The 15433-nt window shown below is 61.8% G+C and carries 16 protein-coding genes; 14 read left to right on the top strand and 2 right to left on the bottom strand.

The window, feature by feature from the left end; all coding sequences use genetic code 11:
- The first annotated feature begins 62 nt into the window (after positions 1-62).
- From F561_RS0103635 to F561_RS0103620, 4 genes are all read left to right on the top strand, one after another.
- Entirely contained in the window at positions 63-1178 is a 1116-nt protein-coding gene (locus tag F561_RS0103635; RefSeq protein ID WP_019008585.1) for a hypothetical protein, read from the top strand.
- The gene (locus tag F561_RS28600) at positions 1175-3721 is read left to right on the top strand and encodes a hypothetical protein (RefSeq protein WP_019008584.1); all 2547 of its coding nucleotides are present in this window, start codon (positions 1175-1177) and stop codon (positions 3719-3721) included. Before F561_RS0103635 ends, F561_RS28600 begins: the two co-directional genes overlap by 4 nt.
- Positions 3722-3792: 71 nt before the next feature.
- On the top strand, positions 3793-6591 hold the full coding sequence (locus tag F561_RS0103625; protein ID WP_083922290.1) for a type IV secretory system conjugative DNA transfer family protein: 2799 nt from the start codon (positions 3793-3795) through the stop codon (positions 6589-6591).
- Entirely contained in the window at positions 6588-7064 is a 477-nt protein-coding gene (locus F561_RS0103620) for a hypothetical protein (RefSeq protein ID WP_019008582.1), read from the top strand. Before F561_RS0103625 ends, F561_RS0103620 begins: the two co-directional genes overlap by 4 nt.
- Before the next feature lie 62 nt (positions 7065-7126).
- Here F561_RS0103620 and F561_RS0103615 read toward each other — a convergent pair whose 3' ends face one another.
- A complete protein-coding gene (locus F561_RS0103615; RefSeq protein ID WP_019008581.1) occupies positions 7127-7600 on the bottom strand; it encodes a hypothetical protein in 474 nt (157 codons plus the stop codon).
- A gap of 79 nt (positions 7601-7679) precedes the next feature.
- Between F561_RS0103615 and F561_RS0103610 the strand changes: the two genes are divergently transcribed.
- Genes F561_RS0103610 through F561_RS0103600 form a run of 3 tightly spaced genes read left to right on the top strand, consistent with a single transcriptional unit; the run spans position 7680 to position 9408 of the window.
- Entirely contained in the window at positions 7680-7889 is a 210-nt protein-coding gene (locus F561_RS0103610) for a hypothetical protein (protein ID WP_019008580.1), read from the top strand.
- The gene (locus F561_RS0103605) at positions 7886-8377 is read left to right on the top strand and encodes a transglycosylase SLT domain-containing protein (protein ID WP_019008579.1); all 492 of its coding nucleotides are present in this window, start codon (positions 7886-7888) and stop codon (positions 8375-8377) included. The genes F561_RS0103610 and F561_RS0103605 overlap by 4 nt, the downstream gene beginning before the upstream one ends.
- A complete protein-coding gene (locus F561_RS0103600) occupies positions 8374-9408 on the top strand; it encodes a hypothetical protein (RefSeq protein ID WP_019008578.1) in 1035 nt (344 codons plus the stop codon). The genes F561_RS0103605 and F561_RS0103600 overlap by 4 nt, the downstream gene beginning before the upstream one ends.
- A gap of 70 nt (positions 9409-9478) precedes the next feature.
- Here the strand turns inward: F561_RS0103600 and F561_RS0103595 are convergent, their stop codons facing one another.
- Positions 9479-9940 carry a hypothetical protein gene (locus F561_RS0103595; protein WP_019008577.1) on the bottom strand — a complete coding sequence of 154 codons (462 nt, stop codon included), beginning with the start codon at positions 9938-9940 and terminating at the stop codon, positions 9479-9481.
- 508 nt (positions 9941-10448) lie between these two features.
- Here F561_RS0103595 and F561_RS0103590 point away from each other — a divergent pair.
- The 7 genes from F561_RS0103590 to F561_RS24690 all read left to right on the top strand — a co-directional run bounded on the left by F561_RS0103590 (position 10449) and on the right by F561_RS24690 (position 15352).
- On the top strand, positions 10449-10760 hold the full coding sequence (locus tag F561_RS0103590) for a hypothetical protein (RefSeq protein ID WP_157451528.1): 312 nt from the start codon (positions 10449-10451) through the stop codon (positions 10758-10760).
- Positions 10761-10801: 41 nt separating this feature from the next.
- Positions 10802-11080, top strand: a complete 279-nt coding sequence (locus tag F561_RS0103585; protein WP_019008575.1) for a hypothetical protein — start codon at positions 10802-10804, stop codon at positions 11078-11080.
- 39 nt (positions 11081-11119) lie between these two features.
- On the top strand, positions 11120-11251 hold the full coding sequence (locus F561_RS30285) for a hypothetical protein (RefSeq protein WP_281166571.1): 132 nt from the start codon (positions 11120-11122) through the stop codon (positions 11249-11251).
- 358 nt (positions 11252-11609) lie between these two features.
- The gene (locus tag F561_RS0103575; RefSeq protein ID WP_157451527.1) at positions 11610-12164 is read left to right on the top strand and encodes a hypothetical protein; all 555 of its coding nucleotides are present in this window, start codon (positions 11610-11612) and stop codon (positions 12162-12164) included.
- Between the two features lie 714 nt (positions 12165-12878).
- Positions 12879-13496 (top strand): hypothetical protein, encoded by a 618-nt coding sequence (locus tag F561_RS0103565; protein ID WP_019008571.1) that lies wholly within the window; start codon positions 12879-12881, stop codon positions 13494-13496.
- Positions 13497-13568: 72 nt separating this feature from the next.
- Positions 13569-14003 (top strand): hypothetical protein, encoded by a 435-nt coding sequence (locus F561_RS0103560; protein WP_019008570.1) that lies wholly within the window; start codon positions 13569-13571, stop codon positions 14001-14003.
- A gap of 854 nt (positions 14004-14857) precedes the next feature.
- Entirely contained in the window at positions 14858-15352 is a 495-nt protein-coding gene (locus F561_RS24690; RefSeq protein ID WP_019008567.1) for a riboflavin biosynthesis intermediates N-glycosidase, read from the top strand.
- Positions 15353-15433: the final 81 nt, after the last annotated feature.

Genomic DNA, 15433 nt, shown 5'->3' with positions numbered 1-15433 from the left:
CCAGACACACTCAGATCCCAGCCTCTTCGCCTGAGTTCAATGGTTTTTGTTCTGGAGGTTTTATGAATGCCCCACCCCTGACGTTGCCCTCCACGCGCCGGATGCGCACCCTGGCCCTCACCGGCCTCTTGGTGCTGAGTGCCCCCGCCGCCCGTGCCGATGCCCTGGACGATCTCGCCAACACGCTGTCGAATTTCGGCAGCGGTGGGCTCGGCGGCATGTTCCCCGCCCTGAGTACCGGCATGGCCCTGCTGAACACGGCGACCAGCATCGCGTCCATGATCCCCATGCTGGCTCCTATCGCGAGCATCTTCCAACAAGTGCTTGGCGTGATGAACAACGTGCAGGTCACGCTCGGCCCGATCATGCAGGCTGCTCAGACCGCTGGCACCTTCCTCAGATCGTCCATTGACGCGAAGAACACGGTCAAGAACCTGTTCGCCAGTCGGGACATCAATGACGTCATGAGCAACGTGCAAACCCTGACCAATCAGGTGGGTGGTCTCGGGGTGTTGCCGGCGAACTTCCAGAAGACGTTCGCGACGGATCCCCGCGCGGCAGTCGATACGGTGCGGTCTGCCGTGGACGCCCGGATTTCGCAACTGGTGACGACTGCCGATGCCGCTCGGCGTCAGAGAGACGTGAGTGGCTACCGGACAGCCCTGCAGCAAATTGATGAGCTGCAAGGCATGCGCGGTCGCTTGCGCCACCTCGGAGAAAGTGCAGCCGCGACCCTGGCGAACGCGAAGACCGCCGAACGCACCCAACAAATGGCGCAGCGAGCGGCACAGAACAGTCTGACGCTTGCCACCAGTCTGATCAGTGCCAATGACGCGGCCAGCGCGACCAAACTTGTTGGCGCAATTGGCGTGCAGCAGCTGAACACCATGAGTGCGGGCTTCGATGCCTTGTCCAATCAGCTCGCCCAGCTCAGCAAACAGCAGACGGTGACCAATGAGCAAAACGACCAACTGCTCGCGCACTACCAGCAGACAGATCGGGAGGCAGCGGCGAAGGATGCGATGCTGATCGATCAGGACGCCCAGCGCCGCGAGCAGGAAGCCAGGAGCATGAAGAATTCGGTGCGGGCCCTGAGTCAGGGGATCAGTACGAGCCTGAACCCATCCCGGGAGAAGCAGAGTGACTTCGGCGCTTTGATGCGGGGGGCCGCAAAGTGAATGCGCGGGCACTCACCGTACTGGCCGTGCTGCTGGTGTGGGGGATGGCGGCCGCGCAGGGTCAACCGGGTGAGTGCCCGCAGGCGGCCCCCGGTGCAGGCGAGATCACCCTGACCGCTTTTTTACCGAGTGCACCCTGTCTGATGGCACAAACCGTCCTCCTGACCGCAAAATGGGGGTTGTGGGAGGCTGCGGCCGGTCTGGGCTTGACGATCACCGCAGGGCTGGCGATGTTGCAACTGTTCTCGGCGGCCCGTTCCGGGATAGAGAAAGCGTTGATCCCCCTCGTCACCGCGATTGTGGTCACCTCGCTCTTGATCCCGGCTGCGCAGGGCACAGGTGTTGTCCGGGCCATGCAGGTGGAAGTTTTATCGCAGGTGCGGGGGGTCTACAACGCGTCTGCCACATTGGGGAACGCGGCCTTATCTAACGGGCCAAGCAGTGTGGCGTCGACAACGGCGCGGTTGGGCGAAAAGATCGCGGAACTGCTGGCCCGCACGCAGCATGCAAGCGTGGTGGAGATGCAGTTGCAGGCCGCGAAAACAGCGCGTGATCCAGCGTTTGAGGATCCCGGTCTCGCGCAGAAACTGTATGCAGATGCGGTCGCGAAGAGCAATGAAGGCATCTCGTTTACGGGCGTGCCGGGCGGACCAAACTGGATCTTCAATGTCGGCTACCTCTTGCTGTATGGTTTTTTCGCGATTTACGCGGGCATCATTTGGGTGGTCTGGGTCACGCTGGTCATCACGGTCATGCTGCTGCCGATTCTGATGGCCTGGTGCGTGCAAGGCAGTTTCAAAGGCCTGCAGAATGCGGGAGCCAGTGTGCTCGGGACAGTCCTGGTGATTGCGCTGATGCCCCCATTTACGGCGCTGACGGCCACCATCACGATTGGCATTCCAGGCTACTTCTTAGAGCAGCGGGTCAACACCATTAATACGGACGTGGCCGCATCTCTGACGCGCTATCAGAATGCCTTGGCGTCTGGGTGTGGGAGATTGGATGGAGGCTGCGTGTTACGCCGGGATGTGGTGTTGCCCATGCAGGCGGACTTAGCGAGCATGAAGGAGACGGCGACCTGGGCAATCTTGGCGGTGGTGTGCTTGTTCGTGGCGCTCTCCATCGGGTCGACGATGTTGCGTCGGGTGCCGGCCACGATCATGGGCATGTTCAGTCTGCCGGGCGGTGGGGAGAGCAGTGGCGTGGAGACCGCTGGGTTATCGAAAGTGCTGGGAGGCCTAGCGAAGATGTCAGGCGCGAGTGCGGCGATGAGTGCCGGGCAACGGGCCCTCGGGCAGAAGATGCTCGGCGCTGGGAGCGGCGGGAAAGACGGCGGGAAGGAGGGAGGCGGTGCGGAAGCGAAGTCCAGCGGGAGTGCCGGGTCAGGTGCGGTCCCACCGCCGAGTGTGACCAGTGGTGCTGCCCCTTCGGGTGGCGGGAGCGGGTCGAATGTGCCGCCTGCGAGTGTGACGGGGACAGGATCAAGCGCAGGATGGAGTCCGGCTGGAGGGAGTTCGTCTGTGGGTTCTGGGACTGTGCCTGCTGCGGGCAGCACGGGCGGATCCAGTGCAAGCCCTGCGAGCGGGACGAGTCCAAGTGCTCCAAGCGGTACAGCGGGCACGAGTTCCAGTGGCGTGACGCCAGCACCTGCCGCACGTTCGGCGGTGGGCCGGGGCATCGCCGCCGTTCAAGCGGCCAGAGCCAACCCGGTCGGTACGGCGAAAGCAGGCCTGCAAGCAGCGGCCGCCAAGACCGGCGCGGCGATCACTGCGGCGGCCTTTAGTCCTCAGGAGCAGGAACGATTCGCCAGTGCTCGGCAAGCGGTGTCGGATATCAAAGCGGATGTGCGTGACGTTCAGGAGGCACGTTCAACCGCGCGGGAGGAAGCAAGTTGGACCCGAGCCGCGGCTGTTCCGGCGCCGGCCAACCCGGATGCTTCGGAAGCGACCCCGGTTCGGCAAGGGGCGCATCCGAATCCCACAGCGGTCGCCCAGAACGCTCGGGCGGGTGGGGCGGACGGCCCGCAGAACCGTCAAGCCGTGGCTGGGCTTCGAGCAGGAGGCCAGGCGGGTGAATTCAGTGGGAATGTCACGGTCAGTACACCGGTCAGTACTGCGGCTCATCCGGTGGCGGGGGGCGGGACACCTGCTCCGGCCACCCCACCCGCACCAGTGACGCCTGCGCCCGTCACGCCGGCTCCAGCACCACCTCGGAATGAACGACGTCAAGGGGTGGTCACGGCCGCCCCAGTGCAGAGCGCGAGTGAGTGGAAACCGACGCCCGCTCCAGCGGCTCCGGCTACGCCAGCGAGTGCGCTGCCTGCTCGGGCAGGTTTGCGGCCTGCTCCGGCTCAGCCTGCACGTGTCCAACCAGCTTCGGCACCTCAAACGAACGCTGGGAGTTCAACGCCCGCGCCAGCTGCGCCCGCTCCAGTGCAGCCCGCGCCTGCCCCAGTGACACCCACGCCGGTTCAGCCTGCGAGTGCAACTCCTGCACCTGCACCCGTCACGCCGAAAGTGGATGACACCGAAGTCAAGCAGTAACACCTCGCCTTTGTCAGAGAGGAGCGGCTCACAGCCAGCTCCTCTTCTGCTTCCCCTCTTGGAGATCTCTGATGACTCGAACCGCGCCACAAGTCGGCACCCCCACCGCCCCACGCCTGCCCCCGATGACGCCCCCCGTCGCCACACTCGTCGTTGGCACCATCGGGGCTATCGGCATGTTGCTCGTTCAGTTCAGTGACGTGGTTGCTCATGTGATCGGCCAGATCGTGCAGTACACCCGCATTGATGACCGTCTCGGTGTGGAGGGCGATGCCTGGATCGCCATCGCAGTCGGCTGTGGGCAAGATGCTTTGTGCAGCCCGTGGATGTCTCGCGCGTTCCGGGACGGCATGGCCTGGTGGTGGCTGATCCTCCTCCTGCCCCCGATCTTCTCCATCCTGGTCTGGCGGCTCATGCCGAAGAAGCGCCCCGTGCAGGAGAAAGATCCTGGCCTCGCTATGTGGGAACGCAAGGATCGCCTCACCCGGTTTCTCCCAGGACAGGATTCCCGTGCCGATCCCTTTGTGGGGTTCATGGGGTACTTGAAATCTGGGGTTGGAGCGAACACCTTTGATACGAAGGAGTTGCCGCCGTTGTTCGTGCCGAGAGAGGACTGGTGTCAGAACACGTTGGTGTGGGGCGGGATTCGGAGTGGCAAGACGACCTCGTTCTTTCAGCCGTCCTTATTTCTTGGGGCACACTTGGGCGTGACGTGCGTGGTGTTCGACGTGAAGTGGCCGCAGAAGGATTCCGGGTTTTTTGAGAGCATCGGGTACTGGCACGCGCGGGGTCGGCGCGTCGTGTTGTTCAGTCCGTATGAGCCGACTGGCGCACGAGTCAATCTCTTGGCTGGGGTCCGCAGTGCCAGCGATGCACTGGAAGTCGCAGACGCCGTGTTCCCACCTCCAGAATTCACGGAGGAGCGAGGCAAGCACTACAACGACAAGAAGCGCTTCATGATCGCCATGCTGGTCTACCTGTTGGTCGTGGAGTACGGCGATCAGGTCTCGTTCGCGGACGTCATTTCGTATGTCCTGAAACCCGATGACACCCTGATGGAGTTCATTGAGAACGCCAATGACGCGCAGGCCCGGCAATTGCTGCTTGGATACCGAGAAGCTGGAGATGCGAACTGGGCGGAGACCAAGAACGGGATCATCTCCGCGTTGAAGGTGTTCTTCAATGCGGAAGTGGTGCGGGCTACGAGCGGCCTGCCGCACGAGACGGTGACGCTGGAGGATTGCTTCCGGCAACCCACGCTCGTGATGGTGGGCGTGAACCAGAAAAACATGATGGACGGCTCGGGCGAGATCCTGTTCCGGTTGTACAAGCGCCTGTTTGATCAGGCCGCGTTACGGGTGGCGGACGAGCAGGGCGGGAAGCTGCGGGTGCACCTGTCGTATTACATGGACGAGTTGCCTGCGATGGGGAAGTTCAATTACATGATGCGTTCGATGGGCACCTTGCGCTCGTTCAACATTGCCCACCACCTCGGCATTCAGAACAATGCTCAGGGGCAACTGGTGTACGGGGAGACGTACTGGAAGGCGATCAGTACGAACGTGGTGGCCCGCTTGGTGGTGTTCCCGCGTGGGATCAACGGGGATGACGCCCGGATGGTGAGTGACATGATCGGGAAGACGACCGCACTGGAAGTCAGTGTGTCAGGCAGCGAGAAGAACACCAGCTTGGTGGATGGGGGGCGGAGTGCGACGGCAAGACTTGTCGAGCGAGACCTGTTGTCGTACGAGGAGTTCAGTGAGTTCACCTTAGGGGAAGCGGTGATCCGCATGAACGGGCAGCACCCGATCCGGGTGCAGCTCGCGCCGATGAGCATGAAGACGGTGGAGGGGTTCGGGATTGCCCCTGGAAGCCGGACGAATGTCTTAAATGCGTTGTACCTGGAGACGGTCGCGCGGTGTCCGGGAGGTTTGATTGCGTACACGATGGGCTTGATTCGGGATGGGAAGTTAATTGGTGCACCACCCCGACCCGTGCCGGCATTGCCCGTCTCAGCTCAGGCGGGCACAGCAGTGACCCTGAACGAAGCGGGCACAGCAGTGACAGGCGGAGCTGCCTCCCTTCCAGCGATTGCCGTGACAACTCCAGTCCTGCATGTGCCGGTGAGTGCCTTGTTCGATTGGTTGATGCAGGTCGTTGGGGCCTTCGGGCAAGTCAGTCTGGTCGAGGGCCAGTTCAGTGTGCGCGTGTCCTCACTGCCCGAGGCGTTGCAGCACGAGACACTCGTGCGGCCCTTGACCATGATGGGTTACCTGGAGCGCAATCAATCCAAAGCCGAATTGCGGGTGACCAAGGACGCCATGCGGCAACTCCCAGAAGAGTTGCATCGGGAGTTGGTCGACCTGCCTGACCATGCGCCGGTGACGCGGTGGATGCAGGACAACGGTGTGTTCATTGACGGCCATCCGTTACGAGAAGAACTGAGGGCGGCAGGAGCCGAGTTGCCGGAGGTGCGGGCCAGCCTGGAATTGGTGAAGCCTCAGCCCGTGCCCGTGTTAGAAGAGTCCAGCACATTGGGCGTCAAAGTCGAAGCTGGGATCAGTCTCGAAGTGGAGCAGCCCCAGCCGTTCCTGGTATGCCCACGTGGGGTGCTCAAGGAAATGTTTGGGAGCACGCCGTTGACCTTGAAGGATCGCCGGGTCGGCACGCGCACGTTGGTGCTGATCCCGGTGAGTACCCCAGCGGTGACCGCGCAGGCAATCCGGGAAGCGAGGGAGGCCGCGCTCACCCCGAGCACCGAGCCGCGCAAGTCGCGCCGAGATCGCAAGCAAGCCGCGACGCATCTGGTGGATGCGGCCGTGCAGGAACATGCGGCGGTCACCCCCACGGCTGAGACGATGGAACCATGAAACGAATTCTTGCTGTTGCCGTTTTGCTCTTGAATATGGCGGAGGCCGTCACGGTGACGGATGCCTTGCGGAGTATTCGCGATGCCCGTCGGGAAGTCATCGCGGTGCTACCCGGTTTGATGCGGGAGGATATGGCCACGGCGCTGAAAGCCACGAGTGCCCGGGGAACGCGGGTGTTCGTGATTACGCGCGAAAGTAGTGTGCGTTCCGGCGGCTACCTCTTGACGGTGAGTCATGCACCTGGCGCTCTCTATACATACTTGATCGCGGGCGAGATTCCTGTGCCGTGGGTCTTAGTGGATGGGGCATGGGCAGTGAGTGGTCGGGCGCTGGATCAGGAAGGGGCTGGATCGGTGGAAGTCACACGGGCTGCCTCAAAGATCGCGCCGTTACAAACGTGGGCGCGAGAGGTTACGAAGCCCGGGCCAGTATCGAGGGTGGACGTACTGAAACGGCGGTACGCGAAAAACTGAAGTGGCCTGTTAAAGATCAGACGAGCGGCACCTGAAGTTGTGGGTGCCGCTCGTCTGTGGCGTTAAGCCGTGCGTACGGATGATGCAGTGGGCAAGGGCAGGGAGAAGATCGGGAGGTGTCCGACGAAGGTGCAGGTGATCAGCTCTTGTTCGTCCAGCCAAGCCAGGGCGTGAATGATCTTCAGCTTGGGGTGATCAAGCGCAGTGCAGATGCCCTTCAAGGTTTCCTTGCGCCCAAGTAAGAAGGTCAAGAGCTGCTCTTCGATCACCGAGCGGGGGCGAACAGGGAGGCCCGCAGGCCGCGCGCGGTTCAGGCTGTAATGAGGTTCCGGAGTGATTGTGGGATCGGGGGCGACAAAGCGGGAGCGGATCTCACCTTGTGCGAGGAGATCGGCGAGCACATGTTGTACCACAGGAGCATCAAGGTTCAGGAGGGTGCGCAACTGTTCGAGGTTCCAGAGGGGTCGAGTGTCCATGAGCGCGAGCAGGTCAGGTCGTGCGGTGAGGGCCGGCCTGGCGTACTTCGTATTCGTCATCGCCGCACTATAGAGACGAACTGTTCCGGGTGACGCTTGATTTACGCCGCGTCACCCCGAGCCGCCTCACTCTGGAAAGATGCAAATGACACTTGATGCATGGTTGGCCCGGATCCCTTTTCGTTACGAACTCTTGCTGCTCCTCGCCCTGCTGACCTGGGTACTCTGGTCAGTGGCTGCGGGCATGACAGGCGTGGCTTGCGGCATGGCCCTGGTGCTGCTCACCCTGATCGCTCGGAGTGTCAGCCAGCTCAAGAGAGGCAATGTCCACACGGTCGATGACCTATGACGCTCCGGCGCTTCATGGGATTGAAGGGCCGGTTGATTTCCTTGTACCTCTTCACTGCCCTGTCCAGTGCGGGGGCATGCGGGGCAATCCCCAGCACCCTGCTACAGACTTCCTCGCAAGCCGAACGTGCCTATGGTCTGCCCAAGAACTTGCTCGTGAGTTTGATCTGGGCTGAATCCCGGTACTGCACCTCGGCCGTCAGTGAGGTCGGCGCTCAAGGCTTAGGGCAACTCATGCCCGGCACCGCTCGGGAGCTCGGGGTGACGAACGCGTTTGATCCCACTCAAAACCTGTACGGCTCCGCGCGATACCTCCGGCAGATGTGGGAGCTGTTTCAGGATTGGCCGCACGCGATCCTGGCCTACCACGATGGCCCGGGCAATGTCCGGGCCGGGTACGCGAGTGCACGTGGAGTGGCACATGTGCAATTTGTGCTGGGCACCTACGACGCCATCCGTCGTTCCGGTGGACTGGTGATGCAGCGATGAGCGAGGCGATCCGGATCTTGCCAGGGATTGCTCGGGTCACGCGGGAGGTGCAGTGTGCAGCTCAAGCGGTCTACGACCTGAGTTCGGATCAGGAGTTTGAACACCTCCTAGAGAAACTGCCGCCACGGGTCAAGCCGTTGGTCGCGGGCCGGATTCGAGAGGTCGAGGAGATCAAGATGCAGTTGCATGGCCCAGTGGAAGTGCTGTACGGACATGCGCATGTGATCTACCCGGTGATCTTGAACAAGGATGACATGGAGATTCTGGATGCGGTCGGGCAGTGGCGAGCGGATGGCCGTCTCGGATTGGAGGGGGCGTTGCACCGGTTCGGGCGGATGGCGAGTACGGCCGGGCACACGAACCTGGTCACCGTCCGAGTGGCGAAAGCGTTCGCGGGATTAGCAGAACCGCTCCGGGAATGGATCGAGTGGGCAGAAGATGGCTTGATCATCCTGGGTCTGCCGGGTTCCGGGAAGACGGCGCTCCTCCGCGACGTGCTCCGAATCTTAGGGGAGCGGTTCGCGGGGCGGTTGTTCGTGAACGATTCATCGAACGAGATCTTGGGCGACGGGGAAGTGCCGCATCCGACCACGGACTGGTTGAGTCGAGTGATGATCGGGGATCCGACGCAGCAGTTTCCGAAACTGAATCAGACGGTGAAGAACTTTCAGCCCCGGTGGATGGTGGTGGATGAGGTAAGCAGTCCAGAGGATGCCAGAGCAATTGCTTACGCGCGTTCGCGAGGAGCGCGGACAGTGATGACCTGGCACGCGGGCAGTCTGGCCAGTGCGTACGAGGAAGCCGAGGAGCGCACCCTCTGGCCGTTGATCAAACGCAACGAGGCAGGCTTGACCGGCCCACCTATCGCGTCGCTGGGCATTCTGGTGCGGGGGCGCGGCGAGTATGTGGTCTTCGAGCAACTCGCCTCAGCGTTTGAAGCAGTGGCGGCAGGGCGGTTGCCGAACGGGATACAGGTCAGTGTGGCGCAGGCGGGACGATGGACGGCACGCGAGACCACCTTGACCGGTTGACCTCAAGGCAAAGCAACGCAGAAGACAGGAGGATGCACGTGCATCCTCCTGTTCTATTTGAGACCGAGCTTCAGTCGGGGCGGTGGACGGCGGCAGGCGTGACGGGTGCGGGTGCCGGGGTCACGCGGGGCAATGAGCGGGTGAGGTGCTCAGTCAATTTCCACAGGCGGTCGGTGGTGTCCACGAGTGCGTGGCGGAGTTCGGCGTTGGTCAAGTCTTCCAGCGTGCGGGCCTGGGGAGGCTGAGTGGTTGGGTCAAGGGCGACATACGAAACCGTCACGAGCTTTTGCGTGATCAGTCGAGTGGCGAGACGCACGCCGGAGATCAGGGAGGTCTTGTTCTGTTGACATTCTTGAATGAGCTTGACCATCAATTCAAACGTGGGCGTGTCCAGTTGGTAGAAGCGTCCGGAGAGCGGGTCACGCGGCAGGGTGAGGTTGGCGGCCTCTTCGTAGGCGTGCAAGCAGCGCGTGATGACGCTGCGGGTGAGGTGGAGACGCTGAGCTAAATCTTGTGCGGTATAAGGTGGCATGGCTTAAGTGTGCGGGCGCTTGGGGTGACGCGAAGTGCGCCACCGTTGAGGGGAGAGGGGCTCAGAGCACTTGCCATTCCAGCAAGCGCAGTTGCGAATCAGGAAACCGCAGTTGTCGATCAGGAAACTGCGGTTGCGAATCAGGAAACCGCAGTTGTCAATCAGGAAACTGGGGGTGCGATGGTGTGAAAAGAGGTCTGTTTATGAGGGAAATAGTCCGTCCAAGCTGACCTCAAATTGTGTAGTCTGGTTTACGTTTACATAAAATGGGGCTTTACATTTAACTGACACGTAGTTGTCGTTTTGGGTGGTTTCAGAGTTGCGTTTTTTTCGTGTGGCGGGGCGTGCAGGGTTTACATGTCACGTTTTTTAAACTTGATTCTATACTTTGGTTTAATGCGTCAACTAGTGTAAGTTACAAATCATACCTGTGATCCTATCCATGAGTGTTATCTGAGGCGGGTGTTTTCCATCTTTGGCCCACGCGGGGCGCGTGCCCGGAGTGCGTATGAGCCGCCTGATGATCAACGCCCTGGACGCCCACGGCCGTTTCGTCCAACTCGCCGCCGGATACGATCCAGCCCTGAGCGTGCACTTCTTGGATGTCTTCGATCTTCGTTCCCCGGACGCTGACCCGATCTACGACAGCATGTTCGAGCATCCGGCCGGCAAGAGCACGTACGGGTTGACGGAACTCGCTGCAGATGTCGAGCGCGTCCTGGGGCATCCACTCCCCTTGCTGATTTCTCTCGTGCAGAAATCTCCGCCCGGCCAATTTGTCAAACACCTCGGTGGGCTGTGTCACCCTGACATGGACTGACCTCCCTGCACCTGTGGCCCTGTGTTGGGCCACTGACTTCTATGCCTTACTACTATCTCGTCCTTCATCGTCCGAACGGTTCCGACACCCAGACGCTCGCCGAAGCGGTCGTCACTCGACCCACTCCTGCCGAAGCATGCGAGACCTTGGCAGGCGCCCTGAGTCTGAACGTCGCGCACCGGGATGTCCTGCTTCTCCACAGTGAAGGGCATGTTCGGGTTCAGCCGGGTGATTATTTTTTCGACGGTTACCGGACATGGATGGTGCAACCGTACGGCACCCCGGCGGCGTACCAGGGCATCGGCCTGTGCTTGAACTGACAGTCGGGGCCAGCGCGAGGCGCTCGGCCAAGGAGAAGCATGAAGCGATTCTTGCTCACCCTGATCCTCGCCGCCGCGCTGCACCCCACTGTCTCACCGCCCAAGGTCATGAGTGCCAGTCCAGTCGAGACCATCACCCTCAGCACAGTGGTCTTCGTCACCCAACCGTAACTCGCCTGCGCGTGGCCCCCGAGAGGGCCATTCGCTCCTATGACTGCCCTGCACTGTCTCTTCCTCGCCGAACGCCATCTCGCCGCCGCACATCAAGCAGCTCACCAAGCAGCGAATGATCCCAAAGATTTTCAAGCTGACCTCGCCGCCCGAGTCCACGCGCACCGGGCCTTGCAACAAGCGAATCAAGTACAAGCGGCTCTGACCTCTCCCCCAGTCTCTGGCCTGATCATTCGCACCCGGCGTTGACGCCTTCACTCGTGGCCCGCGCTTCGCCGGGCCAAGCAAGCGTATGAAAGGATTCCTTACTGGTCTTGTCCTCGCTGTCACTCCCGCCAAGAGCGGCACCCTCGTGCGCTTGGCCGGCATCACCCCGAATGGACACCTCGGCATCACATGGATTCGGGACGTACGCTTCCTGCCCTCCTGCTTGCCCGAACTCCCCATCGTCGGCACCGCCCTGCGGGTCATGGCTCAGGCCGCCTATGAAACCTGGCAGGTCGGCGCGGAGAAAGCGAGTCACGTGGTGGTGTATGGCGTGCGCGCTCAGCCCATCGAGATCGAGCACACGATCAAGAAAGGCGAGACCTTGTTCTTGAAAGGCGCCGAGAACGCGTTCACATTTTGCGGGCACCTGGTCAAACCCGCTGTCACGAAACCTGTGGGTGTCATTGAAGCCCGAGTGGCCGTGCAAGGAAAAGTGGACAAGCACTTCTTCAATCTCGAAGCCTGGCGGGATCAGCAAGGCGTCTTGATGGACGCCACGGCGGGAACGGAAGTGGAGGTGACGTGCATCCTGCGTCGGGACCGGCTGCCGGAACGGGCGGGTCATGCGGCACGGACGCTGGATGTCATGGAGGTGCAGGCCGGGCAACGCGTGAACGCCGTGCGGTTGTCCGAAGCTGCCGATTGAAGAACTTGGCCCCTAGTGGGGCCGAGTTGCTCTGAGGAAGACGTGGCCCGCGCTCCGCTCTGGGCCACCGAGTTGCTGAACGAGAACACGGGACGCCCCTCGCCGAAGGGCACCTGGTTCCCGACACCTGAAGGAATATTCGATGAATGAAATCAATTTTGTTCAGAGTGAAGTCAACTTTGTTCAGTCGCGCAGATGTTGTTCGCGTGCAGTCAAGTTCGTTCGTCTGCACCCCTGTACCGTGAAGTTAGGCCAGGAGGAAGTGCGCACCACCCTGCAACTGTTCATGATTGACCATGGGCCCTTCGACCCATTGACCTTCCGGGCCCCGAGTCTGCTCGTGACAGGTCAGGTGCAGTTCCGTGCGTCGCTCCGAAATTTACGGAGTTGCGTACGACTCGGCCCAAGTGAGACGCAGCCGTGGGCGATTGAACCTCGCACGGTGACCCGGGCGGTAGCGCAGGGCTGCCGCCGATGGGTGCGCCCCGAACCCACGGAAGATCGCTACAGGAATGATCGTCCCGATCTCCTGGCCGAACGATGCAAAATGCGCGCCGACGGAGATTCACTCAGCGACATCATGGAATACCAAAGGCATCAAGCTCTGTACGGCGACCACGCCTGGTAAGTCACCCAAGAGTCTTGGCCCCGAGTTGGGGCCAAGTTGCTCTGCGGGAGACGTGGCCCGCGCTCCGCTCCGGGCCCAGGGTGCGCATGTCTCTGCGACCTAACTTCACCGTCGGCAACCACAAGCCCGTCACTCTGCGCGCCCAAGACCAGAAGTTCTTCGTGCGTCATGATGCGGCCGCCCGCACCATCACCTTGACCTGGGCGGGCGACCTTCGGCAGCAAACGGTGCTCCTGGATCACGAGGCCTTTGAGTACGCCAGCGTCATCAGTGTTCACCGGCATGTCCCCCTTGGCGCACAGACCTTGACCTTGACGCGCGACCAAGCCTTCCGGGCCGCCCGCGTCTTGCGCTCGATGCATCACCCGGCCGCAGAAGCAGTGACCTACCAGGCGAGTGACCCGAGGGGGATCGACGCAGCGCTGTCGGTTCTCTCGGTGCGCGTGACTCGCACTCAGCAGCAAGGGCGCCGCGACATGTGGTGGCCGCACTCGGGTCGGGTCATCTTGCAAGCCACCCGTGCGGCCTGGCGTTCAACATTCCACGGCCAGAGTGCAGAGGGGCATCGGGCGTTCCATCAACGGATCACGCACTTCACGGCGCCTGATCGACAAGCAGAGGCAAGCTTCCTGCGGCAGGGGAAAGCGCACGGTCGGCACTTCACCATCGCCGAGATTTGCGCGGACGAGCATCTGCCCTTCTAAGGGGAGGCCCGGCGGGGCGGAGTTCGCTGGGCACAGACGTGGCCCGCGCTCCGCTTCAGGCCAGCAGCCCGTATGGATTTGCTCTTCGCTTATGCCAGCACCCTGACCGTGCACCCGGATCTGTTTTCCCTGCCCACCGACCCCACGGTGTACCTGACCTGTACTCCGAGCGCGGACGAGCTGGAGTTCACGGGCGGCATCCTCGGTGTGGCCTGGTTGCGGCCAGGTCTGGAGGCGACCGTATGGCGTCCGGGCGAGGTCACGCGCTCAGTCTTGCAGGCGCATCTCAATCGGGGCGATGACCTGGTCTTCATCACGGGCGAGGTCTCCGGCGTGCCGACCACGGATGGAACTGTAGACGCACAGTTGGAAGTGTCCGAGGTCAGGCTGGTGATTGGGGAAAGGGTTCGGCGTGCAGAGGTCTCGCGATTATGGTCAGCGGGGGACGCCCGGTTGCGTGCTCGGCTCAAGCACGTCGTCCTGAAGATCATCACTGCGTTGCGCTGAACATCACCTGTGGCCCGCGACTCTGTGGGCCACCTACACGCATGACCCTCACCGAGATAGCGCGTGCCCTTGTTCGTCAGACCTTCCCTCACACCGAGGTCATCACGTTCGGGCGGGATGCGCGGACGGGACGGTTTGGCTTCATACTGTACGGCCCGGATGGGGCACGCCCTTCAGCCACCTTGTTGCCGGCTGATCGCGAGACGTTGCGCTCCGCGTTGGAACCGGTGCTCCGGTTGACCTCGGCCCAACACCTGACCTTGTAAGGCGGCGGCGGCTTGCGCACGGGCGTTCCTGATCGCTCCCGCTGATGGGGCGGGGAGGGCGCGCTCAGGGCGCGCAAGGCGGGCGGCCCCTTCGGTCAAGCACCAGCCTCGCCACATTGACCTTCACCCACGTGACTGATGGGGCTGGGTCTGGACGCGCGCCGACAAGCGGCCCGCTGGGTTGAACGTAAACAGCCGGGGCCGGCGCGTGGCCTCTCCCCGGCCAGTGCGAGTTCCCGCTCCCGCTTAGGACTCAACGAGTCTTGGCCTGTCACCACAGGCCACCACTCAGCATGACGATCTTAGTTTTAAAGACTGATCTGTACCCAGTGCATCGTGGTTGTTCCTGCGCTTCCCACACGCCTGTGTTCGTGACGGCGCAGGCTGTCTTCGGGCACGGGGGAGGACAGGCGTGAACGGCTTCATCTGCTCGAGGTGCGGGCGACGCTTGCCTCCCTCCAACGAGGCTTGCCCCTGTCTGAACATGGACGACCAGACCTTCCAAGAGTGGGCCGAGGTGTGCGACAAACTGCGCGCGAACGCCGCCGAAGCGGAAGGAGAAGGGGAACAAGAATTGATTGGGCTGTGATGACCTTGCCTGCTCAGGTGTGGCCTGAAGTGTTCAGGCCACGCGTCGGTATGATCCGTTCTTTGAAAGGCACGCCCTTGAGTAATTTCGCTCCTGTCCAGATTCGGTTGGGTGGACAACTGTACCCAAGTGTGGAGGCGGCGTTTGCGGCAGCGAAGACCCTGATACCGGAAGAGCGACTACGGATTCTCCTGGCTCCAAGTCCGGCGGCCGCGAAACAACTCGGACGGCAAGCGACCCTGCGTGAGGACTGGGAGGACATCAAGCTCACGGTCATGTTGGAATTGTTGCGCGCGAAATTCCAACGACCCAGCTATCGGGCGTTGCTGCTGGCGACCGGGGAACAGGAGATTGTCGAAGGAAATACTTGGGATGACCGGTTCTGGGGCGTGTGCAATGGGGTGGGCGAGAATCATCTTGGTCGCCTGTTGATGCAAGTCCGCAGTGAACTGTGGGAAGCGGAACGCACCAGGGCCCTGGCGCAAGTCGCGTAATCGGGTGGGCGCGCCTTGTTCAACGCAAGCGCCAACCCCCATCAGACTTCAGTGTTATGACCTGCACAGTCTTCCCCAGTC

This window comes from Deinococcus aquatilis DSM 23025, from assembly GCF_000378445.1.
Taxonomy (GTDB): domain Bacteria; phylum Deinococcota; class Deinococci; order Deinococcales; family Deinococcaceae; genus Deinococcus; species Deinococcus aquatilis.
Note: the sequence above shows the minus strand (reverse complement) of the source record. Positions and strands in the feature narration are given on the sequence as shown.